This is a genomic window from Streptomyces sp. NPDC007088, assembly GCF_042869355.1.
Classification (GTDB): domain Bacteria; phylum Actinomycetota; class Actinomycetes; order Streptomycetales; family Streptomycetaceae; genus Streptomyces.
On record NZ_JBIAFO010000001.1, the window covers coordinates 595,851 to 617,775 of the forward strand.

Below are 21,925 nucleotides of genomic sequence, written 5' to 3' on the forward strand. Positions count from 1 at the left end.
AGCCATGGCGCCTTCCCGCCAGAAGGCGTTCACCGTACGGGAGTTGGCGGCGGCCAGACGAGGTGCACCGGGGCCCGCCGCTGAGCCGCCCCCGCGCGGGCGCCGATTCCCCTTACGGCTGCGGGTCGTTGGCGTCGTACCGGGCGAAGCGCGGCCACTTCCAGGCGACGAGGCCGATGGACAGCACGCACAGGAGTCCGCCCGCGGTCACGGTCACGGCGGGCGAGGTGAGGTCGGCGGCGGAGCCGGCGAGGAAGTCGCCGAGCCGGGGCCCGCCCGCGACCACCACGATGAACACGCCCTGGAGGCGGCCGCGCATGTCGTCGGGCGCGGCGGCCTGGAGCATCGTGGACCGGAAGACCATGGAGACGGCGTCGGCGGCCCCCGCGAGGGCGAGGAACAGCAGTCCCAGCCACAGGTTGCGGGTGAGCCCGAACACGGCGATCGCCACGCCCCAGGCACCGACCGCGAGCAGGATCGCGAGCCCGTGGCGCCGGATGCGGCCCTGCCAGCCGGAGAACACCCCGCCGAGCAGGGCGCCCACGGCGGGCGCCGCGACGAGCAGCCCGACGGTGCCGGCGTCGCCCCCGTACCAGAGGACCGCGACGGCGGGGAACAGCGCGCGCGGCGAGGCGAGGATCATGGCGCACAGGTCGGAGACGAAGGTGGTGCGCAGGTTGGGGCGGGTCGCGAGGAAGCGCAGGCCGTCGAGGACCGAGGCGCGTTTCGCCGCTCCCTGGGCGCGGTCCGGCCGCATCGAGGGCAGGCGCCACATCGCGTAGAGCGAGACGCTGAAGGCGAGGGCGTCGATGAGGTACGCGGACTGGTAGCCCCACAGCCCGACCAGCACCCCGCCGAGCATGGGCCCGACGAGCGTGCCGGAGGTCGTGGTCATCGAGCTGAGCGCGTTCGCGGCGGGCAGGTGCTCGGGCCCGACCAGGCGCGGGATCATCGAGGAGCGGGCCGGGGCGTTGATCGCCCCGCACACCGCCTGGAGCGCGACGATCGCGTACAGGAACCACACGTGGTGGAAACCGGCCAGCGCGCCGCCCGCGAGGGCGAAGGACAGCGCGCACGAGCCGACCGCGCTGTACAGGCCGAGACTGCGCCGGTCCACGGTGTCCGCGATCGCCCCGCCGTACAGCCCGAAGACGACGAGCGGGACGAGGGAGAACAGGCCGACCAGGCCGACGGAGAAGCTGGAGCCGGTGAGGTCGTACACCTGGAGCGAGACGGACAGCGCGGTCATCGCCTGCCCGATCCAGGAGATCGTGTTGCCGACCCACAGCCGCCGGAAGTCGGCGGAGACCCGCAGCGGGGTCAGGTCGGCGAAGACCCGCCGCCGCCCGGACTCCCCCGCGCTCCCCGTACCGCCCTCCTCGGGCGGTACGGGCTGGGAGGGGACGGCGGGGCGCGGAGCCCCGGCGGGTATCGCGGCGGCGTCCGAGGGGTCGGGGCCCCGCTCCTCGTGCGGGGCACCGGGGGCCTGCTGGCCGGCGGCGGCGGTCGGGGAGGGCTCGGTCCCCCCGGAGGGGACGCTCCCGGCGGGTGTACGGGTCACACGGGATGTTAACCCGTTACCACAGGCGCTCACCCGGACGGACCAGGGACCGGACCGCCCCACGCGGTGCCGGACGGGCTGTCCGGCGCCCGGCGGGCCGGGGCTCCGGCCGCCCCGCCCGGAGCAGTCCGGCGCGCGCCGGGGCCGGTCCGGTACCACGATGCGAACAGGGGCGCCGTCCGGTGGCTCCTTCCGGCCGGTTTTTCGGGAGGCAATGCCGTGGCCGTCAGTCTTGAGCAGTTGCGCCGCTGTCACATCGCGGTCGACCTGGGTGCCGCGAGGACCAGGGTGTTCGTGAAGGGCGCCGGTCTCGTCGTCGACGAACCGAGCGTCGCCGCGGTCAACACCAGGACCGGAGGTCTCCTCGCGGTCGGCGAGTTCGCCGAACGCATGACGGGCCGCACCCCCGGCCACATCCGCGTGGTGCGGCCCGTCTCGGGCGGCACGGTCGTCGACATCGACATGGCCCAGCGGATGCTGCGCAACCTGCTCGGCGACAAGCTGAGGCGCGCCCTGCGCCGCAAGCCCCGGCTGCGCGCCGCCGCCTGCACCCCCCACGAGTCGGACCCGCTGGCCCGCCGGGCGACCGTCGAGACCCTGGTGGGCCTCGGGGCGCGCCGCGTCGAACTCGTCGACACCCTGATCGCGGCGGCGGTCGGCAGCGGACTGCCCGTGGAGCGGCCCGAGGCCACGATGGTCCTGGTCTGCGGGGCCGCGACGACGCAGATCGCGGTGTTGTCCCTCGGCTCGATCGTCACGGCCCAGCGCGTCCCGGTGGGCGGGGACGCGATCGACAACGCGGTCGTGCAGCACTTGCGGCGGCGCCACTCCCTGCTGCTCCCGGCCCAGTCGGTCCGCCCGCTCCAGCTCGCGCTGAGCGGCGCGGGTCTCACCACGCGGGGCCCGAGGTCCACGGAGATCCACGGCCGGGACGTCGTCACCGGCCTGTCCCGCTCGGTGACGGTGGACACGGAAGCCGTCAGGGAGGCCATCCACACCCCGCTGACCTCGGTGATCGACGGCATCAGCCGGGTCCTGCGGCTGTGCCCGCCCGATCTCGTGGCCGATCTGGCCGGGAGCGGCATCACGATGGTCGGCGGCAGCGCCCTCCTGCCGGGCCTGGACCAGATGCTGTCCAAGGCCACCGGCATGCACGTCCGGATCGCCGAACGCCCCGACGTGTGCGCGGTGCTGGGCCTCGGCGCGATGCTGGAGGGCCGCATCGCCCCGATGACACTGAACCCGCTCGCGACGCGATAACGCCCCGGGGGGCACGGGCGGCGGGCCGCCGGGACGGACGGCGTACGCGAGCACGTGCGGCCGGCGGGGACGGACGGCGTACGGCGTAAGCGAGCGTGTGCGGGTGCGCGTGCGGCCGGGAGGCGCGAAGTGCGGGAGGGGCCCCTCCCCGGTGGTCCCGTTGGCCCCTTTGGCCCCTTTGGCCCCGGTGAACTCGATGACCCCGGTTACTTCCGGGCCCACTTCCTGAGCGCGTCGCGGTCCTCGAAGTTGCCGAGGTTCGTGTCGACGGGGGTGCTCGTGTACTGGTGGAACCGCCACGGGGCCTTGATCCCGGGTTTGCCGGGTTTGCCGTTGTAGTCCGCGATCCACAGCCCGTCCCCGGCGAAGGAGGTGGTGTCGCGGTTGAGCCAGAAGTCGCGGTTGCAGTAGAGGACGACCCGGTGCGTCTCGCCGCGCAGCTTCTGCACGGCGCGGATGAACTGGTCCTTCTGCGCGTTGCTCGCGGTCGTGCCGTCGCCCGTGGTCTCCCAGTCGCAGGCGAGCACGTCGTAGTGGACGCTCGCGCACTTCTCCACGAAGTACTCGGCCTGCGCCTGGATGTTGCCGGGCCACAGGAAGTGGTAGAAGCCGACCACGCATCCCGCGTCCCGGGCGCGCTTGGCCTGCCCGGACTGTTTGGGGTTGACGTACGAACGGCCCTCCGTCGCCTTGATGAAGACGAAGGACATGCCGTCCGTGCTGAAGGATTCCTGATAGCTGCTGACGTCGATGCCCTTGACTGCCATGCGCTGCTCCTCGTCCCCCGGGCGCCCGGCACCGGCCGGACACGACCGGTCGTCTCGGTCCGCGGTTTCCATTCTGTCCCGCCGGGCGCCGCGCTTGGGCGAGTTCAGCCAGTTCACCCGGATTGTGGAAGCCCTCGGGATGCACTCGGGGGGCGCGCGTCGGGGGGCGGCGCGCGGGGGGCCGGAGGACGATCCGGCCGGACCCGCCCTCGCGACGGCCGGCCCGACTCGCGACGGCCACACCTCCCTCGCGACGGCCGAACGTTCCTTCAGTACGACAAATCGCCACTCCGGGGTGACAGGCTCGCTCCGGGTGCGGGCCCCGCGTCCGGGTCCCTTAGTTTTCCGCGTATGACGCGGATCAGTTTCGGCGCGAGCGCGGCCCCGTGCGCCCTTGGCCCGGCCCTCGCCCGCCACGCCCCCACGGACCGTGGCGGGACCCACGAGCCCTCGCCCTGAGGGGACTTCGGGCTGTCGTCCGCCGGCGGCCGGGCGGACCGCCGTCACCGGGCCCGGCCGCTCACCCCGGACGAGGGCCCAGGTCCCTCCCACCCGGACGAGGGCCCAGGTCCCTGCCACACCGGACGAGGGCCGAGGTCCCTCCCACCCCGGTCGCGGGTCCCCTTAGACTCACCCCGCCCGGTTGCCCCTCGCCCCCAGGCTCTACGTTGTTGTCCTCCCGGCCCCTCCCGGCCCCGCCTCTGGAGACGCTCACCGGTGCCCTCGGTGCGTCCGCGCCCACCGCGGTCGCCACGTCGTCACCCGCACCACTTCCCGCACCGCCTGCCCTCACCGGAACCAAGTGCCGCGCCCAGTCCGGGCGCCCGGACGATTGCGTGATTCATGACCGGCCAGCCTCCCGCACCCGAGAGCCCCGACCGTCGCCGCGGCGGACACCGGGGCGCCGCCCCCGGGCGGTCCCGTCGCCGGCAGGGGGGCGGCAGCCCGCGTGGACGCGGCCGGGGCCGTTCCCGCGGCCGCAAGAAGCTGTTCTGGGTCATCGGCGCGTCCGTGGCGGCCCTCGCGGTGACCGCGGGCACCACGCTCTACCTGCGGCTCAACTCCAACATCGACACCTTCGACGGCGCCGGCCTCAGCCACCAGCGCCCGGACGACACCCCGGGCGACGCGCAGAACATCCTGCTCATCGGCTCCGACAGCCGCTCGGGGGACAACGCCTCGCTCGGCGGCGGGAAGGACGCGGTGGGGCGTTCGGACACCACGATCCTGCTGCACGTCTACGCCGACCACCGGCACGCCGTCGGGGTGTCGATACCGCGCGACTCCCTCGTCGACATACCGCCCTGCCGCCTCCCGGACGGTTCGTGGACCCAGACGCGGTCCAACGCCATGTTCAACGCGGCCTTCTCCACGGGCAGTACGGTCGAGGGCAACCCGGCGTGCACCCAGAACACCGTCGAATCGCTCACCGGCCTGCGGGTGGACCACACCGTCGTCGTGAACTTCGAGGGCTTCGCCGCCATGACCTCGGCGGTCGGCGGGGTGCCGGTGTGCCTGCCGAACGACATCTACCAGAACGACCTGAACCCGCACCGCACGACACCGGGCGAACTCATCTACCGCAAGGGGGAGCAGAAGGTCTCCGGCAAGGCGGCCCTCGACTACGTGCGGCTGCGCCACGGCATCGGGGACGGCTCCGACATCGGCCGCACCAAACGCCAGCAGGCGTTCATCTCCAGCCTCATCGGCCAGGTGAAGAAGAAGGGCTTCAACCCCACCACGCTGCTCCCGCTCGCCAACGCCGCGACCAAGTCGCTGACCGTGGACCCGGGGCTCGGCTCCGCGAGCAAGCTGCTCTCCTTCGCGATGTCCCTCAAGAGCATCGACCTGGCCAACATCCAGTTCATCACCACTCCCTGGCGCTACGAGGGGGCCCGGGTCGCCCTCCAGCACCCGGACGTGGACGCGCTCTGGGCCACCCTCAAGGCCGATCGCACCCTCGACGGCAAGGAGACCGGTAAGAAGAAGACGGAAAAGGCCGGCGCCACCCCCTCGCCGACGACCGGCGCCGCGGCCGTGGACGGGGCGGGCGTCACCGTGGCCGTCTACAACGGCACCACCACCACGGGCCTCGCCGCTCGGGCCACGACCCTCCTGCGGGACCACCAGTTCATCGTGACCGGCACCGCGACCGCCGGTTCCCAGACGCACGCCACGACGGTCGTCCAGTACGGCCCCGGGTTCGAGGCCGGTGCCAAGAAGCTCGCCGAACTCTTCCCCGGCGCCGAGCTCCAGCAACTCGACGGCGTACAGATCAACTTGATCGCGGGCCAGGACTACGCGGCCGTACCCGCGACCTCCGACGTGCCCGAGGCGCCCGCGCCGCTGCCCTCGAAGGTCAGCAGCCAGGCCCGCTCCGCCGACCGCGACATCTGCGCGGACCTGTCGTACGGATGAGAGGGGCCGGGCGAAAGGCCCGGGTGACAGGGCCGGCTCCCGGTGGATGATCTCCGCCGGGGGCCCTCGCCCGCGTCCGCACCCGCGCTCACGCCCGTCCTGAGGCGCGCCTCAGGTGCGCGCCCGCGCAGCTCGCCGCAGTTCTCCGACGGTGGCGCGCAGCCGGCCCCCGTCGCTCGCGGGGGACCGTGCGGTCAGCCGCGTGACGAGCGCCGATCGCGCCCGGACCGTCTTCCCCTCGATGTCGAACAGCCCCTGCTCGCCGCCCGTCGGTATCCACAGGTCCCCGGTGACGGAGTCGATACCGGGATGGTCCGCCGGGGACAGCCTCCTCGCGTACACCACCATGTGCGCACCGGACGCCAGCGCGGCCACCGGGCCCCTCCCGCCCCCGGCCTCCTTCTCGACGCCTCCCAGGACCACCCTGGCGGGGACGGCCACAGCCCTTCCCCCGCCCGCGGGGCCGGACGGCTTGAGCACGACCGCCTCGACCGTCGCCTCCCGGAACACCATCGGCACGCAGTCGGCCCCCGCGTCCCCGCGCGGACCCTCCGCTTCCCGGGCCTCGCCGCCGTCGTCGCACTCCCGGCCCACGACCCTCCCGATCCTCACCGCGAAGGCTCCGGCCGAGGCCCGCGCCAGTTCCTCGACGGAGGCGTAGACCGGCCGGTCCCCCTCGCCGCCCGTGCCCCCGCCCGGCGCGCAGGCGGCGCTCAGCATCCCGCTCGCGGCCGCCACGGACACCAGCACGACGGCCCTTCCCCGGACAGTCGGCTTCCCCACCGTCCCCGCCCTTGGGTCCGTTGCCGCGGGCACCGCGGACGGCCCGCGCCACCCAGGGCGCGCACAAGGACGCACATACGGTTTCACGCCATCAACTCCCTTTGCCAGCAAGCTCATTGACCGGAACATTGGTGCAGTCCAATAGTGGTCGGGCCGCGTACGGCACCCCCGCACCCTCCCTGTGAGGAGCCCCCGTGATCTCCCGCCGCACCCTCCTGACGGCCGCCACGGCCTCGGCCGCCGCCAGCGCCCTGCCCCTGACGCTGACGGGCCGCGCCACCGCCGCCCCTTCCCTGCCCCTCGCGCTCGCCAACAACTCCGGTTCCTCCGCGACCGTCTACGCCTACGTGTCCGGCGCCGACAGCTCCGGATGGCCCGGTTTCGTCACGGCGGACGGCCGTTTCCACCGGCTGCCGAGCCCCTCCTCCGTCCTGACCCCCGCTCCCGACTACGCCATCCCGCTCGGCGCCTCCGGATCGGCGCCCACCCGGCTCACGCTGACCGACTACGTGATCAGCGGCCGGGTGTGGTTCTCCACCGGCCGGAAGATCCAGTTCTTCGTCAACCCGCCCGGCGGCAACGGCGGCGTCCCCGGCCTCGTCCAGCCCGGGTTCACCAGCTCCGACCCCAACTGGACGACGGGCTGGACCTTCTGCGAGTTCACCTGGAACGCGGCCAATCTCTACGCGAACATCAGCTATGTCGACATGGTGGCCCTGCCGGTGTCGATGGCCACCACCGGCGCGGCCGGTTCCCAGTCGGTGCCCGCGCTGCCCTCGGGGGCGCTCGCCTCGATCGCCGCGGGCCTGCGCGCGCAGCACGCGGCGGACGGGGCGCCCTGGGACCGGCTGGTCGCCACGGACTCCGCCGGTACGGCCCTGCGGGTCCTGGCGCCCTCACACGCGCCCGTCGACTTCGGGACGTACTGGAAGCCGTACCTGGACCGCGTGTGGGACCACTACCGGACGAACACGCTGACCGTGGACGGGCAGGGCTCGATCGGCGGGTACTCCGGGCGGGTCTCCGGGGACGTGCTCGTCTTCACCGGGCTCAACACCAACGGGGTGCCGTTCACCAGACCCTCGGCCGCGGACATCTTCGGCTGCGCGAGCGGACCGCTGTACAACTCGGGCTCCGACGCGCGGGGGGCCGTCGCCGCCCGCCTGGCGGCCGCCCTCAACCGCTCCAGCCTGCTCGTGGCGGGAGGCGCCTCGCAGCCCGGCGGGGTCGCCCCCTCCGCCTACTACACCGACGCGGTCACCAACCACTACGCCCGCTTGGTGCACCAGTACGCGACGATCGGCTACGCCTTCCCGTACGACGACGTGGGCCCCACCGGCTCCGCCCCGGTCGACGGCCACCTCCAGGACCCCGCCCCGACGTCCTGGACCGTGACCCTGGGGCCGGGTTCGGGCGGCTCCGTGCCGGGCGGCCCCGGCGGTGGGGCGACGAGCGCGTACGGCACGATCCAGGCGGAGGACTACGCAGCGCAGAGCGGGACGCAGACCGAGACCTGCACCGACTCGGGAGGCGGTCGCGACGTGGGCTACCTGGCGGCGGGCGACTGGCTCAAATACGCCTCGGTCGACTTCGGGGCCTCCTCCCCCGCCCAGTTCTCGGCGCGCGTCGCCTCCGGGGCCGGCGCGGGCGTCAGCGGCGCGATCCGGGTACGGGTGGACAGTGCGACGGGCCCGCAGATCGCCGAGATCGACCTGGGGCCGACCGGCGGCTGGCAGACCTGGCGCACCGTCCCGGCCAACGTCTCCCGCTCGGTGACGGGGGTGCACGACGTGTACCTGACCTTCGCGGAGAGCCCGGCGGACTTCGTGAACCTCAACTGGTTCACCTTCACGCGGTAGCCCCGCCCGGCCCCGCGGCACCAGCGGTGACGGACCGCACCGGCCCGTCACCGTGCCGCGGACCGCGCCCGCTTCCGGAGGAGGCGCGGTCCGTGGTCTCCGCGCCCCGGCGCCGGCCCGCCGCGTCCCGCCCGGCGGTCTTCCGGCCCGCGCCGTGTCCGGCACCGGCGGCTGGCCGGTCCTCCGGCCCTGACGTGCCGCCTCGCGGTCTTCGCCCCGGGTGTGCCACCACTCGGCGAGCCCGGCGCGGAAGCCGGAGGCGACGGCTTCCACCAGTTCCGCTCCGGGGGCACCGTCGAACAGGTCCGCGTCGGCACGATCACCGTCGAGCCGGGGGCGCCGACAGCCGTCGGAGGCGTCCACGCCGCACACCGCGGTGAGGTCCCGCCCTGATCGACGGTTGCCGTGCCGCATCTCCAGGCAGGCTGTCACCCCGGCCGCGACGGACTCGCGCGGTGCAGACCTCGCGGGCCGACGCAGGCCGGATCGGTTCTTCGAACCTCTGCTCGGGGTGGGGCGGCTGGGACTCGAACCCAGGACCGACGGATTATGAGTCCTTTGCGGATCTTCCGATCCCCCCGGCACCTTGCCGCGATCTTCCTGTTTTCGCAGGTCAGCGACCTGCAACCATTCTAGCCGTGAGCCGGCCTTCCTGATCCTTCCGGGTCCTTCCGTCCCCTGAGTGTCCCCTGGGGGCCCTCCGAGAACTGTCCGGGTGCCTGGTGATCTGAGAGTCCGGCGGCATCGCCGCAGGTTGCGCAGTACGGGCGGGCGAGGATCTGAACTCACACGCAGCGGAGTGCCTTACCGGCGAAGCGGGCTTCCGCCCCCTGTGCCCGGGGGTGGAGCGGAGCGGCTTTTCGCAGGTCAGCCGCCGTTCTCCAGCGTAGCGCGCAGTACCCCGTTCAGGCTGCCTCCGCGCTGCTGAAGTCGAGGGGCAGCACATCTGGGATCGCCGTGACCGTGTCGTTCCTCCTGGGCGGCTGGACGGCGAGGTCGTAGCCGCCGCCCGGTGCTGCTCCGGGCCGGTGCCGCTTTTCGATCCCGGTCCGGACTGTACGAACGGGTCCGCCTCGGTCGAACCACCCGTCCGGGTAGAGGCGCTGGACGTGCGTGAGCCAGCGGCGTCCTTGGTGCTCGGGTACGGCCGGGAGGTCGCGCCAGCCGGGGTGGGTGTGGTCGTGGGCATCCTCGACGGCCTCGTCCGTACGGCGACGGTCGGGGCCCTCCCAGGTGCAGCCGAGGCACGCCCCGCGGTGGAGGTAGGGCCAGGTCTCGCCGGTTCCGTCGGGGGCCGGCCGTTCCCAGGAGCGGGCGAGGACGGTGGGCCGGTGGTCGGAGGTGGGCTCGGGTGGCGTGCGCTGGCTGAAGCCGGGCTGGCCCCAGTCGATGCGCCAGATCGGCCGGGAGTTCGTGGCCTTGTCCCAGAAGTGGGGCAGGTATGCGGTGTGGCGGGCGACTGCGCCGCGCGGTTCGTCGGAAGGGGTGGGCATGAGGTCTCCGGGTGGGGGCGGCCCCGGCGAAGCGCCGGGGCCGCCGTGGGGTCAGAGGTTGTCGAGGTCGGCGCGGCCTGCGGCGAATCGCTGGTCGGCTGCGCGGAAGATCGCCAGGAACTCGTCCTGGTCGTATTCGGAGCGGATGCCTTCGAGCATGTGCTTGGCGAGCCTGTAGTGGGGGTCGATGTCGAGGGCGTCCGAGAAGGCGTGGCTGGCGGTGACGGTGTCGTTCTGCCGCCAGGCGACCCAGCCGAGGAGGGCGAGGAGCGGCGGGGCCTTGTCGGTGTGCGGGGGTACGCAGCGTCGGGCGAGGTAGCCCCACAGTTGCCGTTCGACGGGGAGGTCGTTCTCGTCGCCGGTGGACAGGGCGGCGTCTCGGGCTCTGGGGTCCTGGAGGCCGAGGATGATGCGGGCGGCGATCTCGTCCATGAGCTGCGGGGGGCCGTTGCGGAAGTCGGCCAGGGCTCCGCCGATGATGTCGATCGTGCCGTAGCGGGCGAGGAGTTGTCCGCGGTAGGTGCTGGACTGCGCGGCGTGGTACTCGGTGGCGGTGTCGAGGGCTTCGCGGTGGCGGTGCGCCGTGCTGTCGGTGACGGGGCTGTACTCGCTGGCGACCTGGACTGCGTGCTGGACGTGTGCCATGCGGTGGTCGTAGGTCTCTCGGACGGCGGTACGGAAGTCGCGGGGGTCCTCGCCGTCGATGGTGCCGTGGAGTACGCCGACGGCCAGTTCGTATTCGGGGTCGGTGGTGAGCGCGTCGCGGAGGGCGAGCCGGGCGGCGATGAGGTCGCCTTGCCGCCAGGCGACGAAGGCGTACAGCGTCAGTGCGGGGACGGCCTCCTGTGTGAATGGCTCGGCGCAGTGTCGGGCGAGGTAGGCCCACAGGTTTCGGGCGTGGGGAAGGTCGTCGTCGTCCGTGTGCGCTATGCCGGCATCCACGGCGCCGTCGTCGTGCAGACCGACGATGAGCTGTGTGGCCAAGTTGCGGTTGAGGGTGGTCGCTCCGGCCCGGAATTGGCTGACGGCCGCCTCGATCTGGGCGCAGGTCGAAGTGAGTGTGGAGTCGCGTCCGGCGCTGGTCGCGCACCGGGTGTTGAACTGGTCGACGGCCGTGTCCAGGGCCTTGAGGAAGTCGACGTCAGCGGGGGCCGCCGCCCGGAACTCCTTGACGATGTCGCGGGTGCGAGGGCCGGGGGTGCGGCCGAGGCGGGCCATCTGTGCTGCGACGCTGGTGGGGTCGTCGGCAGATGGGAGCGGTTCGCCCTCGCAGCATCCGTCGGTGGTGCACTCGTAGGCCCACCAGCGGTTCGCGACCAGGCCGATGGTCTGGAGGACGCAGGCGCGCTCGTTCAGGAGGGTGCTCGTGATCCAGTCGGTGACCGGTGCGAGGAGCGCGGCGGTGTCCCACGGGGTCTCGTTGGGGCGCGGGTCGCGGCAGAGGTAGACGATGACGCCTTGGTCGGGGTTGTGTCCACGGTCGTGGGCGTACGCCACGAACTGGCGGGCGGCGAGTTCGGCGGTGTCCTTCCACTCGGCGGGGTCGTCGGGCAGGGGGCACGTCATGCTCGGGCCGTCGGTGAAGTTCTCGCCGGGGGCGTGGAAGGCGATGCTGTCGTCGGGGTAGTGGCCGAGGAGGTACGGCAGGATCTCGGCGAGGTTGGGCAGGCTGGTGACCTGCACGGTGTTGTCGGGGCTCACTTCTGGGTTCCTTCTGTGGTCGGGGTGGGGTCGGACTGGCCGATGCGGGCGGGTGGGGGCGGGGCGGGGATGCCGCGCGGCTTGTTGGTCAGGGCAGGGAGTAGGCGGTCTCGGACGAGTGCGCCGAGGTCAGTGGCCAGGGCCTTGCTGGTCCGCGTGTTGAGGACGGCGTGCCAGGTGCGGCCGGGCTGGAGCCGGGCGTCGCGGGCGGCCTGTGCCTCGGCCTGTTCGGCGGCGGTCGCGGTGTCGGGGAGCGGGGGCAGGTCGGGGCCTGCGGTGATCCAGGTCTGGATGGCGAAGCCGCGGGACTGGATGCGCAGGCCGACGCTGTGACCGTCGGGGTGGAGGTAGAGGGCTTTGCGGTCGGGGGTGTCGGTGTCCTCCTTGCGCCAGGGCGGGTCGAGGGGCGGGGCGATCTGGTCGATGGGCGGTACGTCGATCTCGTCGCGGGGCGCGGCGAAGGCCGGGCGTCGGCGGCGTACGACGGGCGTGGTGCCGGGGCGGTCGAAGGTGCCGGTCACGCGACGGGCTCTTTGCTGGGCATCAGCTCGTCGACCAGGTCGAAGGCGCGGCGGACCGCGGCGAGCGAGTGGGCGGCTTCTAGGTGCCGATCGCGCTCCTCGAAGGCTTCGAGGGCTTCGGCGCGGGTCTTGGCGTAGTCGTCTTCCGGCGCGAGCGAGTCGGCGCAGCCGATGAGGCAGCGCGGACCGAGGTCCCAGATGATCGCGTTCACGGCGGCGCATCCGGCCGACAGCGCGTCGATGTCGTTGCCGTACCAGTGGAAGTCGTGCGGGTCGAGGCCGAGGTCGCGCAGTCGGACGGCGACGGAGCGGAACATCGTGCCCGAGCCGATGGCGGGTTCGCGGAAGGACATGCCCGGCTTCGCGAAGTCCTTGTCGACGGTGATGTTGGCCATCAGGTCGGTGATGCACGCCGGCGTGTGGTACTCGCCGCGCCACTTCTTGTCGCTCTTGTGCCGGAGGCCGGTGAGCAGGGGGCTGAGGACGTCGGCTTCGGAGCGTCGCCAGACGTCGTCGTGGCCGGTGAGGTCCATCAGGCCGGTGTTGATGGCGGCGCGGGTGACGGCGTGGACGGCGCGGAGCTGCTGCTTGTCGGGCTCGGGGTTCCAGGCCCAGTCGTGCAGGCGTATCGCGCGGTTGATGAGGTCGGGTCGGTTGATCCAGTGGCCGAGGTAGATCTCCTTGAGGAGCTGCGGGAGGTCTTCGGGCGCGAGGTTGAGCACCCAGTCCGCGAGTCCGGGGAGGTTGCGCAGCAGGGAGAGCCCGGCGACGGTGCCCAGGGGGACGTCGATGCTGCTGCCGCCGAAGGACTGATACCAGGCGTCGAGGACGTTCTCGGCGATCTTCCGGGCGTGCTCGTGCGGGTCGCGCGGGGCGGCGTAGCGGCGGGCTGTGATCTTGCCGGTGGTGCGGGTCTTGGACTTGGGCGGGGGCTTCTTCGCCCACGAGGGGGCGGGCCGTGCGGCGGTCGGGGCCGCGGCACGGGGCAGGAAGTCGTCGCTCACGACGGCGGAATCCTTTCTGCGGGCGCGCATGGGACCGCCCCGGTGCGCGGTGCGCGGCCGGGGCGGTGAGCGGGTGTGAGGGGAAGGTCAGCCGGTGTGCTGGAGGGAGCTGAGCGTGGCGAAGATGCCGCGTACCTCGATGTCGTAGGCCGCGTTGGGGTATCCGGCCTGGCGCAGTCCGCTGATGAGGAACATCAGGGCGGCCTCGTCCTTGTCCATGTCGCTTATGAGCTGGTCGAAGGTGGCGTCGCGCAGCTCGTCGGGGCGGTACTCGTACCCCTGGCGGAGGGTCTTCTCGATGTCTTCGAGGGTCGCGGCGGTCTGCTTGTCGGTGAGGCCGAGGAGCGTGGACCAGGACGCGAGCGTGACGTCGTCTACGGGGAGCTTCATGAGGGTGGCGCCTTTCAGGTGGGGCCGTGGCCCGCCCCCCCCGCGGCCCGGGCCCCGGGGGGGGGGGCGGGGGGGGGGGCGGGGGCCCGGGGGGGGCGGGGGGGGGGGGGGCCGGGCGGGTGCCCCGCCCCCCCGCCCGGGCGCCGCGCCCCCCCCCCCCCCCGGTGGGGGGGGGGGGGGGGCCCCCGCCGCGGCGGGGGGGGGGGGGCCCGCGGGCCCCCCCCCCCCCCCCCCCGGCGTCTCCCGTGCGGCGGCAGAACGTTTTCCGTAAGAATTCGGTCGCAGAGGGACACCACCTCGGACGAGAAGTCCGGAAAACGCGCAGGGGTCGCCGGGAGCCCTTCGCATTCGGCCCCGGAATTACGGGCACGACAAAGAGACCCCCGCATTACCCACCTTTGTATACGGCGCAATTGTTAATGTCGGCCGCCCACCGTGTTTACGGCATGTTGCGAAGACCTCACACGCTCCGTGCCGCGCAGCCGGTGAGCCTGCCGGGCCCGTTCACCGTGCTGCGCGGTCAGCGTCCTGGCCCGCTCGGCGTCCCCGCGGGCCACCGCGTCGACGATCGCGCCGTGCTCGGCCCAGGACTCCTGCGGCCGCGCCGGGGAGTCGACGGTCCACATCCAGACGATCTTGTGCCGTAGCTGGGTCAGCAGCGTGGTGAGCGCCTCACTGCCGGAGGACTGCACGAGGGTCTCGTGGAACCAGCCGCCCAGGGACCGCAGGTCCTCGTCCTGGCCGCGCCGGGCCCGCTCCTGGCCGAGTCTGACCAGCCCGCGCAGCACCTTGAGGTGGGCGTCGGTGCGGCGCTGGGCGGCGCGGGCCGCGCACAGCGGTTCCAGCAGCAGCCGCATCTCCAGCAGGTCGACGGCCTCCTGCTCGGAGGGCTCGGCCACGTGCGCGCCCGCGTGCCTGCGCGTCACGACGAACCCCTCGGCCTCCAGGGTGCGCAGCGACTCCCGCACCGGGACGCGCGAGACGCCGTACCGGCGGGCGAGCAATTCCTCGGTGAGCCGGCTGCCGCGCTCGTACACACCGGAGACGATGTCGTCCCGGATGGCGGTGCATACCGAGTGCGCCGGAATGCTCATGGACCGACCTCCGCTTTAATCCCCGCGAAACGCCGTCGATTGACGCCCGTTCAGTGACTCTATTAGAACAGGCGTGAATTTCCGATGGGAGACGGCATTCCATGGATATCTTTTGGCCGGAAAGCCACCCCGCACACGCGCAAGGCCCCCGGGGTGACCGGGGGCCTTGCGGGCAAGCGGAGCGGCGCGAGGGGACGCCGCGTCTCAGACGTGGACGCCGTGGGCGCGGAGGTAGGCGACGGGGTCCATGTCGGAGCCGTAGTCGGGGCCGGTACGGGCCTCGAAGTGCAGATGCGGCCCGGTCGAGTTGCCCGTCGAGCCGGAGATCGCGATCTGCTGTCCGGCGCTGACGCTCTGCCCGACGGAGACGGTCGCGGAGGTCAGGTGCCCGTACTGGGTGTAGGTGCCGTCCTGCATGCGCAGGACGACCTCGTTGCCGTAGGCGCCGCCCCAGTCGACCGCGACGACGGTGCCCGCGCCCACGGCGTGCACGCTGGTGCCGCTCGCCGCGTGGAAGTCGATACCGGTGTGGCTGCCGGAGGCCCACAGCGAGCTGCCGGCCTGGTAGCCGGTGGACACGTACGAGCCGTCGACCGGGGCGACGAAGGCGTTGAGGCGCTCACGCTCGGCGGCACGGGCGGCGCGTTCCTTGGCCTCCCGCTCCCGCTTGGCCTTGGCCTCGGCCTTGCGCTTGGCCTCCTCGGCGTCCTTCTTGGCCTGCGCGGCCGCTTTCTCCTGGGCCTCGGCCTGTTCGGCGGCGGCGTGCTGGAGGGCGGCCTGGGTGGCGATCTCCTCGGCGAGACTGTCGTCGAGGGTGATCGCCCGGGTCAGCCCGGTGTCGTGGACGGCGGGGGCCTCGGCGGCGAAAGCGGAGGCGGCGAGACCGCCGACGACGCCGGTCGTGGTGAGCGCGGCGACCGAGGCGGCGCGGGCACCGGCCCTGCTCCCGCGGCTGGGACGACGGTGCTTGCCGGAGGGGCGCGTGAACGCCATGGAGTGGATGGTCCTTTCCTTCCCTCTCGCCTACCGGGTTAGCTGACGGGTTCGGAGCAGGAAGGTCTCCTACGGCCACCGCCGGGCGGTGGCCGATTCACCCCAGTGGAACCTGGGTCCCCGGCTCCCTCGGCTCGCGCCTCGGGACTCGGCGATGACTGCCCGGTGCCGCTGGTGCGACGGGTGCCTGACGAACAGCCGGACCGACGCTAAACGGGACATCAGGGCCGCAACAAACGGAACCGGTGGTTTGTAGCGCACGCCACAGCACAGACAGGGCGTCATGCGGCATTCGGGACATGGGGGCAGGAGGCGGCGGAAGAGCCTCCGGCACAGGACGAAAGGGAACGCCCGCGCCGGACGGAGTGTCACGGACACGGCGGGGCCCCGGCGCCCTCCCTCTCCGGGAAGGACACCGGGGCCCTGAGTCCGCGTCAGCGGACCGCGTCGTGCCGGGCGGGCCTCAGCCCTCGACGACGGTGACCTCGCCGATACCGAGGGCGCGGACCGGTTCGGCGATCTGCGCGGCGTCCCCGACCAGGACCGTCACGAGGTGGTCGACCGGGAAGGCGCTGACCACGGCGGCGGTGGCCTCGACGGTGCCGGTCTCGGCCAGCCGGCGGTACAGCTGGGCCTGGAAGTCGTCGGGCAGTTGCTGCTCCACCTGATCGGCGAGGGTGCCCGCGACGGCGGCGGCCGTCTCGTACTTGAGCGGGGCGACGCCCACGAGGTTCTGCTCGGCGGTCTCCCGCTCGGCGTCGGTCAGCCCCTCCGCGGCGAGCACCCGCAGGACGTTCCACAGGTCCTCCAGCGCGGGGCCGGTGGACTCGGTGTCCACCGAGCCGCTGATGGCGAGCATCGCGGCGCCGGGCGCGACCGGGCTGCCCGCGGCCGGAGCGGCCGAGCGCAGCACCTGGCCGAAGGCGCGCACCCCGTAGGTGTACCCCTTCTCCTCGCGCAGGACCCGGTCCAGACGCGAGGTCAGGGTGCCGCCCAGGCAGTAGGTGCCGAGGACCTGCGCGGGCCAGACCCGGTCGTGCCGGTCGGCGCCGATCCGGCCGATGAGCAGCTGGGTCTGCACGGAGCCGGGACGGTCGACGATGTAGACGCGGCCGGTGTCGTCGGCGGTGATCGGCGGCACGGGCAGGGGCTCGGCGGTGTTCCCGGTCCACGCGCCGAGGGTCTCGGCGAGCAGGGCGTCGAGGTCCACACCCGTGAGGTCGCCGACCACGACGGCGGTCGAGGTGGCCGGGCGGACATGCCGTTCGTACAGCGCGCGGACGGCCGAGGAGTCGATCGCGGCGACCGTCTCCTCGGTGCCCTGGCGGGGGCGGGACATCCGGCTGTCGGCGGGGAAGAGCCGCTTCGACAGCTCCTTCGCCGCGCGCCGCGCCGGGTTCGCCGCCTCGTGCGGGATCTCGTCGAGACGGTTGGCCACGAGCCGCTCGATCTCGGCGTCGGCGAAGGCCGGGGAGCGCAGGGCGTCGGCGAGCAGGCCGAGCGCCTTGGGCAGCCGGGAGACCGGGACCTCCAGCGAGATGCGGACGCCGGGGTGGTCGGCGTGGGCGTCGAGGGTCGCCCCGCAGCGCTCCAGTTCGGCCGCGTACTCCTCGGCGGAGTGCTTGTCGGTGCCCTCGGTGAAGGCGCGGGCCATGATGGTGGCGACCCCGTCGAGACCGGCCGGCTCGGCGTCCAGCGGGGCGTCGAGCAGGACCTCCACGGCGACGATCTGCTGTCCGGGGCGGTCGCAGCGCAGCACGGTGAGCCCGTTGGGCAGGGTGCCGCGCTCGGGTGCGGGGAAGGCCCAGGGCTTCGCGGTGCCGGGCTGGGGCCGCGGGTGGAACTCCATGGTGCTCTGTACGGCGTCGCTCACTTCTGTGCCGCCTCCTCGTCCTGGTCGGTGTCCGCGGCTTCGTCCCGCGCGGCGGGGTCGCCCTCGGGGGCGGTGGGCTCGTAGACGAGGACGGCGCGGTTGTCGGGCCGCAGGCGGGCCGCGGCGATCTCGCGGACCTCGTCGGCGGTGATGTCGAGGACCCGCCCGACGGCGGTCAGCGCGAGCTGCGGGTCGCCGAACAGGACGGCGTAGCGGCACAGTTCGTCGGCGCGGCCGGCCACGGTGCCGAGCCGGTCGAGCCACTCGCGCTCCAGCTGGGCCTGGGCGCGCTCCATCTCCTCGGCGGTCGGGCCCTCCGCGGCGAAGCGGGCCAGCTCCTCGTCGACGGCCGCCTCGATCGTGGGGATCTCGACCTCGGCGGAGGTCTTGACGTCGAGCCAGCCCAGCGAGGGGGCGCCGGCCAGCCGCAGCATGCCGAACCCGGCGGCGACGGCCGAACGGTCGCGGCGCACCAGGCGGTTGTAGAGCCGCGAGGACTCACCGCCGCCGAGCACGGTGAGCGCGACGTCGGCGGCGTCGGCGGCGCGGCCGCCGTCCTCGGGCAGGCGGTAGGCCGCCATGAGGGCACGGGCGGGCACCTCCTCGCGGACGACCTCGCGCAGTTCCCGGCCGATCACCTCGGGCAGCGAGCCGTCCCGCGGGGGCTGCTTGCCGTCGTGGGAGGGGATGGAACCGAAGTACTTCTCGACCCAGGCCAGCGTCTGCTCGGGGTCGATGTCGCCGACGACGGAGAGGACCGCGTTGTTCGGCGCGTAGTACGTGCGGAAGAAGGCGCGGGCGTCCTCCAGGGTCGCGGCGTCCAGGTCGGCCATCGAGCCGATGGGGGTGTGGTGGTAGGGGTGGCCCTCGGGGTAGGAGAGCGCGGTGAGCTTCTCGAAGGCGGTGCCGTAGGGCACGTTGTCGTACCGCTGACGGCGCTCGTTCTTCACGACCGCCCGCTGGTTGTCCAGGGACTCCAGGTCGAGCGCGGTGAGCAGGGAGCCCATGCGGTCGGCCTCGAGCCACAGGGCCAGTTCCAGCTGGTTGGAGGGCATCGTCTCGAAGTAGTTGGTGCGCTCGAAGCTCGTCGTGCCGTTCAGGGAGCCGCCGGCGCCCTGGACGAGTTCGAAGTGCCCGTTGCCCTTGACCTGGGCGGAGCCCTGGAACATGAGGTGCTCGAAGAGGTGGGCGAGGCCGGTGCGGCCCTTCACCTCGTGGCGCGAGCCCACGTCGTACCAGAGGCAGACCGCGGCGACCGGGGTCAGATGGTCCTCGGAGAGCACCACCCGCAGGCCGTTGGCCAACCGGTGCTCGGTCGCTGTGAGGCCGCCGGAGCCGGCCCGGTCGGTGGCCGTGTGACCCATGGGCATGTACGTCCCTTCGCTCACCGGACCCCCCGCCGGCTGTCGCGCGCCGCCGGCGGGGGCGACCGGTGATGTCCGTCGGTGGTTGTCCGTCGATTCGTGCTGTCACTGTATGCAACCGCACGGACTTCTGGCGAAGTTCCCCTCGGTCCGGCGGACTCGCGCCGTGCGCGGGCACCCGCCGGCGGCCTCCCGGGCACCCCTCGCGGGGCCTCGTGGCGGGCCGCGTCGGACGGGTCGAGGTCGGGCTTGTCGGTACGGCGGTCCACAATGGTCCGCGTCAGAAGCAGACGATGCCGTGATCCACACGCGAAGGAGCCGCAGCAGCGATGGCCCGCCGCAGCACGAAATCCCCGTCTCGGGGCACCTCCCGGGCTGACGAAGGCGATTTCGAGGAGAAGATCCTCGACATCGACGTCGTCGACGAGATGCAGGCCTCCTACCTGGAGTACGCGTACTCCGTCATCTACTCCCGGGCCCTCCCCGACGCGCGGGACGGCATGAAGCCCGTGCAGCGCCGCATCGTCTACCAGATGAACGAGATGGGCCTGCGCCCCGACCGGGGCCACGTCAAGTGCGCCCGCGTCGTCGGCGAGGTCATGGGCAAGCTCCACCCGCACGGCGACGCCTCGATCTACGACGCGCTGGTGCGCATGGCGCAGCCCTTCTCGATGCGCGTCCCGCTGGTCGACGGCCACGGCAACTTCGGCTCGCTGGGCAACGACGACCCGCCCGCCGCGATGCGGTACACCGAGGCCAGGATGGCCGACGCGGCCTCCCTGATGACGGAGTCCATCGACGAGGACACCGTCGACTTCGCCGCGAACTACGACGGGCAGGAGCAGGAGCCCCTGACCCTCCCGGCCGCCTACCCGAACCTGCTGGTCAACGGCGCCTCGGGGATCGCGGTCGGCATGGCCACCAACATGGCCCCGCACAACCTGGCGGAGGTCGTCGCGGCGGCCCGCCACCTCATCAGGCACCCGGGCGCCGACCTGGAGACACTGATGAAGTTCGTCCCGGGCCCCGATCTGCCCACCGGGGGGCGCATCGTGGGCCTCGCGGGCGTACGGGACGCGTACGCGACGGGGCGCGGCAGCTTCAAGACCAGGGCGACCGTGGCGATCGAGAACGTCACCGCGCGCCGCAAGGGTCTGGTGGTGACGGAACTGCCGTTCACCGTCGGCCCCGAGAAGGTCGTCGCCAAGATCAAGGATCTGGTCGGCTCGAAGAAGCTCCAGGGCATCGCCGACGTCAAGGACCTCACCGACCGCGAGCACGGGCTGCGGCTCGTCATCGAGATCAAGAACGGCTTCGTGCCCGAGGCCGTCCTGGAGCAGCTGTACAAGCTGACGCCGATGGAGGAGTCCTTCGGCATCAACAACGTCGCGCTGGTCGACGGGCAGCCCCTGACGCTGGGCCTCAAGGAGATGCTGGAGGTCTACCTCGACCACCGCTTCTCCGTCGTACGGCGGCGCAGCGCGTTCCGGCGCGGCAAGCGCAAGGACCGGCTGCATCTGGTCGAGGGGCTGCTCGTCGCGCTGCTCGACATCGACGAGGTCATCCGCATCATCCGCTCCAGCGACAACTCGGCGCAGGCCAAGGAACGGCTCATCGCGCACTTCTCGCTCAGCGAGATCCAGACGCAGTACATCCTGGACACCCCGCTGCGCCGGCTCACCCGGTTCGACCGGATCGAGCTGGAGAGCGAGCGGGACCGGCTCAGCACCGAGATCGAGGAGCTGACGCGCATCCTGGACTCGGACGCGGAGCTGCGGAAACTGGTCTCCTCCGAACTGGCCTCGGTGGCCAAGAAGTTCGGGACCGAGCGGCGTACGGTGCTGCTGGAGTCGGCGGGCGCGCCCGTCGCGGCGGTGCCGCTCCAGGTCGCGGACGACCCCTGTCGCGTCCTGCTGTCCTCGACGGGTCTGGTGGCCCGTACGGCCAACGACGCCCCCTTCCAGGAGGGCGAGGACAAGCGCGCCAAGCACGACGTGATCGTCTCGGCGGTCCCGGCCACGGCCCGGGGCGAGGTCGGCGCGGTCACCTCGGCGGGCCGGCTGCTGCGTATCGCGGTGGTCGACCTCCCGCAGCTCCCGGACACCAACGCGGCGCCCTCACTGGCCGGAGGGGCTCCGGTGGCGGAGTTCGTGCGGCTGGAGGGGGACGAGTCCCTGGTGGCCCTGTGCACGCTCGACGAGTCCTCCCCCGGTCTCGCGCTCGGTACGGCGCAGGGCGTGGTGAAGCGGGTCGTGCCGGACTATCCGGCCAACCGCGAGGAGCTGGAGGTCATCACCCTCAGGGACGGCGACCGCATCGTGGGCGCCGCCGAGTTGCGCACGGGCGAGGAGGATCTGGTGTTCATCACCGACGACGCCCAGCTGCTGCGTTTCCAGGCGTCCGTGGTCCGTCCGCAGGGCCGTCCCGCGGGCGGGATGACGGGGGTGAAGCTCGCGGCGGGCGCCAAGGTGCTGTCCTTCCACGTGGTGGACCCGGCCGTCGAGGCCGCCGTGTTCACCGTCGCGGGCTCCCGGGGCACTCTGGACGACTCGGTGCAGACCACGGCGAAGATCACCCCGTTCGACCAGTTCCCGCGCAAGGGGCGGGCCACCGGCGGGGTGCGCTGCCAGCGGTTCCTGAAGGGCGAGGACTGCCTGAGCTTCGCCTGGGCCGGCCCCACCCCCGCTCGCGCCGCCCAGCGCACCGGGGCCCCGGCCGCCCTGCCCGAGCCCGACCCGCGCCGGGACGGCTCCGGTGTCTCCCTCGACAAGCCGGTCGCGGCGGTGGCGGGACCGGCGGCCTGAGCCCGGACGGCCCTGGGCCGGCCGGAGAGAGGGGGCGGTC

General features: G+C 72.8%; 17 protein-coding genes and 1 riboswitch. Of the genes, 5 read left to right on the top strand and 12 right to left on the bottom strand.

Features of this window, described 5'->3' with window-relative positions; translation table 11 throughout:
• Positions 1-112 precede the first annotated feature (112 nt).
• Entirely contained in the window at positions 113-1,324 is a 1,212-nt protein-coding gene (locus tag ACFYMP_RS02630; protein WP_388849594.1) for an MFS transporter, read from the bottom strand.
• A 456-nt stretch (positions 1,325-1,780) separates the two neighbouring features.
• Between ACFYMP_RS02630 and ACFYMP_RS02635 the strand changes: the two genes are divergently transcribed.
• A complete protein-coding gene (locus ACFYMP_RS02635; protein ID WP_388849242.1) occupies positions 1,781-2,821 on the top strand; it encodes a rod shape-determining protein in 1,041 nt (346 codons plus the stop codon).
• Positions 2,822-3,027: 206 nt separating this feature from the next.
• On the opposite strand, the gene ACFYMP_RS02640 is transcribed toward ACFYMP_RS02635, so the two are convergent.
• The gene (locus ACFYMP_RS02640; protein WP_388849245.1) at positions 3,028-3,588 is read right to left on the bottom strand and encodes a glycoside hydrolase family 25 protein; all 561 of its coding nucleotides are present in this window, start codon (positions 3,586-3,588) and stop codon (positions 3,028-3,030) included.
• Positions 3,589-4,431: 843 nt separating this feature from the next.
• On the opposite strand from ACFYMP_RS02640, the gene ACFYMP_RS02645 reads away from it, so the two are divergent.
• Positions 4,432-6,006 carry an LCP family protein gene (locus ACFYMP_RS02645; protein WP_388849248.1) on the top strand — a complete coding sequence of 525 codons (1,575 nt, stop codon included), beginning with the start codon at positions 4,432-4,434 and terminating at the stop codon, positions 6,004-6,006.
• A 111-nt stretch (positions 6,007-6,117) separates the two neighbouring features.
• On the opposite strand, the gene ACFYMP_RS02650 is transcribed toward ACFYMP_RS02645, so the two are convergent.
• The gene (locus ACFYMP_RS02650; protein ID WP_388849251.1) at positions 6,118-6,756 is read right to left on the bottom strand and encodes a hypothetical protein; all 639 of its coding nucleotides are present in this window, start codon (positions 6,754-6,756) and stop codon (positions 6,118-6,120) included.
• 227 nt (positions 6,757-6,983) lie between these two features.
• On the opposite strand from ACFYMP_RS02650, the gene ACFYMP_RS02655 reads away from it, so the two are divergent.
• Both ACFYMP_RS02655 and ACFYMP_RS02660 read left to right on the top strand, forming a co-directional pair.
• The gene (locus tag ACFYMP_RS02655) at positions 6,984-8,648 is read left to right on the top strand and encodes a beta-1,3-glucanase family protein (RefSeq protein ID WP_388849254.1); all 1,665 of its coding nucleotides are present in this window, start codon (positions 6,984-6,986) and stop codon (positions 8,646-8,648) included.
• Positions 8,649-8,870: 222 nt separating this feature from the next.
• On the top strand, positions 8,871-9,041 hold the full coding sequence (locus ACFYMP_RS02660) for a hypothetical protein (RefSeq protein ID WP_388849257.1): 171 nt from the start codon (positions 8,871-8,873) through the stop codon (positions 9,039-9,041).
• Between the two features lie 512 nt (positions 9,042-9,553).
• Here ACFYMP_RS02660 and ACFYMP_RS02665 read toward each other — a convergent pair.
• From ACFYMP_RS02665 to ACFYMP_RS02705, 9 genes are all read right to left on the bottom strand, one after another.
• Positions 9,554-10,141, bottom strand: coding sequence for a DUF6349 family protein (locus tag ACFYMP_RS02665; protein ID WP_093542888.1), 588 nt, complete (start codon positions 10,139-10,141; stop codon positions 9,554-9,556).
• Positions 10,142-10,192: 51 nt separating this feature from the next.
• Complete coding sequence (locus ACFYMP_RS02670; RefSeq protein ID WP_388849260.1) at positions 10,193-11,842, bottom strand: DUF4192 family protein; 1,650 nt, start codon at positions 11,840-11,842, stop codon at positions 10,193-10,195.
• Positions 11,839-12,363, bottom strand: coding sequence for a hypothetical protein (locus tag ACFYMP_RS02675; RefSeq protein WP_388849264.1), 525 nt, complete (start codon positions 12,361-12,363; stop codon positions 11,839-11,841). Before ACFYMP_RS02675 ends, ACFYMP_RS02670 begins: the two co-directional genes overlap by 4 nt.
• A complete protein-coding gene (locus ACFYMP_RS02680) occupies positions 12,360-13,367 on the bottom strand; it encodes an N-6 DNA methylase (RefSeq protein ID WP_388849267.1) in 1,008 nt (335 codons plus the stop codon). The genes ACFYMP_RS02675 and ACFYMP_RS02680 overlap by 4 nt, the downstream gene beginning before the upstream one ends.
• Positions 13,368-13,454: 87 nt before the next feature.
• Complete coding sequence (locus ACFYMP_RS02685) at positions 13,455-13,757, bottom strand: hypothetical protein (RefSeq protein WP_093542880.1); 303 nt, start codon at positions 13,755-13,757, stop codon at positions 13,455-13,457.
• A 416-nt stretch (positions 13,758-14,173) separates the two neighbouring features.
• A complete protein-coding gene (locus tag ACFYMP_RS02690; protein WP_363146345.1) occupies positions 14,174-14,851 on the bottom strand; it encodes a GntR family transcriptional regulator in 678 nt (225 codons plus the stop codon).
• 204 nt (positions 14,852-15,055) lie between these two features.
• Positions 15,056-15,844, bottom strand: a complete 789-nt coding sequence (locus ACFYMP_RS02695; RefSeq protein ID WP_388849270.1) for a M23 family metallopeptidase — start codon at positions 15,842-15,844, stop codon at positions 15,056-15,058.
• Positions 15,845-15,856: 12 nt separating this feature from the next.
• A riboswitch (cyclic di-AMP (ydaO/yuaA leader) is annotated at positions 15,857-16,008 on the bottom strand.
• A 299-nt stretch (positions 16,009-16,307) separates the two neighbouring features.
• Positions 16,308-17,693: a M16 family metallopeptidase gene (locus tag ACFYMP_RS02700; protein WP_388849597.1), complete on the bottom strand. Its 1,386-nt coding sequence runs from the start codon at positions 17,691-17,693 to the stop codon at positions 16,308-16,310.
• A gap of 20 nt (positions 17,694-17,713) precedes the next feature.
• Positions 17,714-19,081, bottom strand: coding sequence for a M16 family metallopeptidase (locus tag ACFYMP_RS02705; RefSeq protein ID WP_388849600.1), 1,368 nt, complete (start codon positions 19,079-19,081; stop codon positions 17,714-17,716).
• A 329-nt stretch (positions 19,082-19,410) separates the two neighbouring features.
• Here ACFYMP_RS02705 and ACFYMP_RS02710 point away from each other — a divergent pair, with 329 nt between their 5' ends.
• The gene (locus ACFYMP_RS02710; protein WP_388849273.1) at positions 19,411-21,885 is read left to right on the top strand and encodes a DNA topoisomerase (ATP-hydrolyzing) subunit A; all 2,475 of its coding nucleotides are present in this window, start codon (positions 19,411-19,413) and stop codon (positions 21,883-21,885) included.
• Positions 21,886-21,925 lie beyond the last annotated feature (40 nt).

Bases quoted from the DNA above. Each gene is read 5' to 3' on its own strand.
- ACFYMP_RS02640 (WP_388849245.1), bottom strand. From the start codon at position 3,588: ATGGCAGTCAAGGGCATCGACGTCAGCAGCTATCAGGAATCCTTCAGC.
- ACFYMP_RS02645 (WP_388849248.1), top strand. From the start codon at position 4,432: ATGACCGGCCAGCCTCCCGCACCCGAGAGCCCCGACCGTCGCCGCGGC.
- ACFYMP_RS02665 (WP_093542888.1), bottom strand. From the start codon at position 10,141: ATGCCCACCCCTTCCGACGAACCGCGCGGCGCAGTCGCCCGCCACACC.
- ACFYMP_RS02685 (WP_093542880.1), bottom strand. From the start codon at position 13,757: ATGAAGCTCCCCGTAGACGACGTCACGCTCGCGTCCTGGTCCACGCTC.
- ACFYMP_RS02690 (WP_363146345.1), bottom strand. From the start codon at position 14,851: ATGAGCATTCCGGCGCACTCGGTATGCACCGCCATCCGGGACGACATC.
- ACFYMP_RS02695 (WP_388849270.1), bottom strand. From the start codon at position 15,844: ATGGCGTTCACGCGCCCCTCCGGCAAGCACCGTCGTCCCAGCCGCGGG.
- ACFYMP_RS02700 (WP_388849597.1), bottom strand. From the start codon at position 17,693: ATGGAGTTCCACCCGCGGCCCCAGCCCGGCACCGCGAAGCCCTGGGCC.
- ACFYMP_RS02705 (WP_388849600.1), bottom strand. From the start codon at position 19,081: ATGGGTCACACGGCCACCGACCGGGCCGGCTCCGGCGGCCTCACAGCG.
- ACFYMP_RS02710 (WP_388849273.1), top strand. From the start codon at position 19,411: ATGGCCCGCCGCAGCACGAAATCCCCGTCTCGGGGCACCTCCCGGGCT.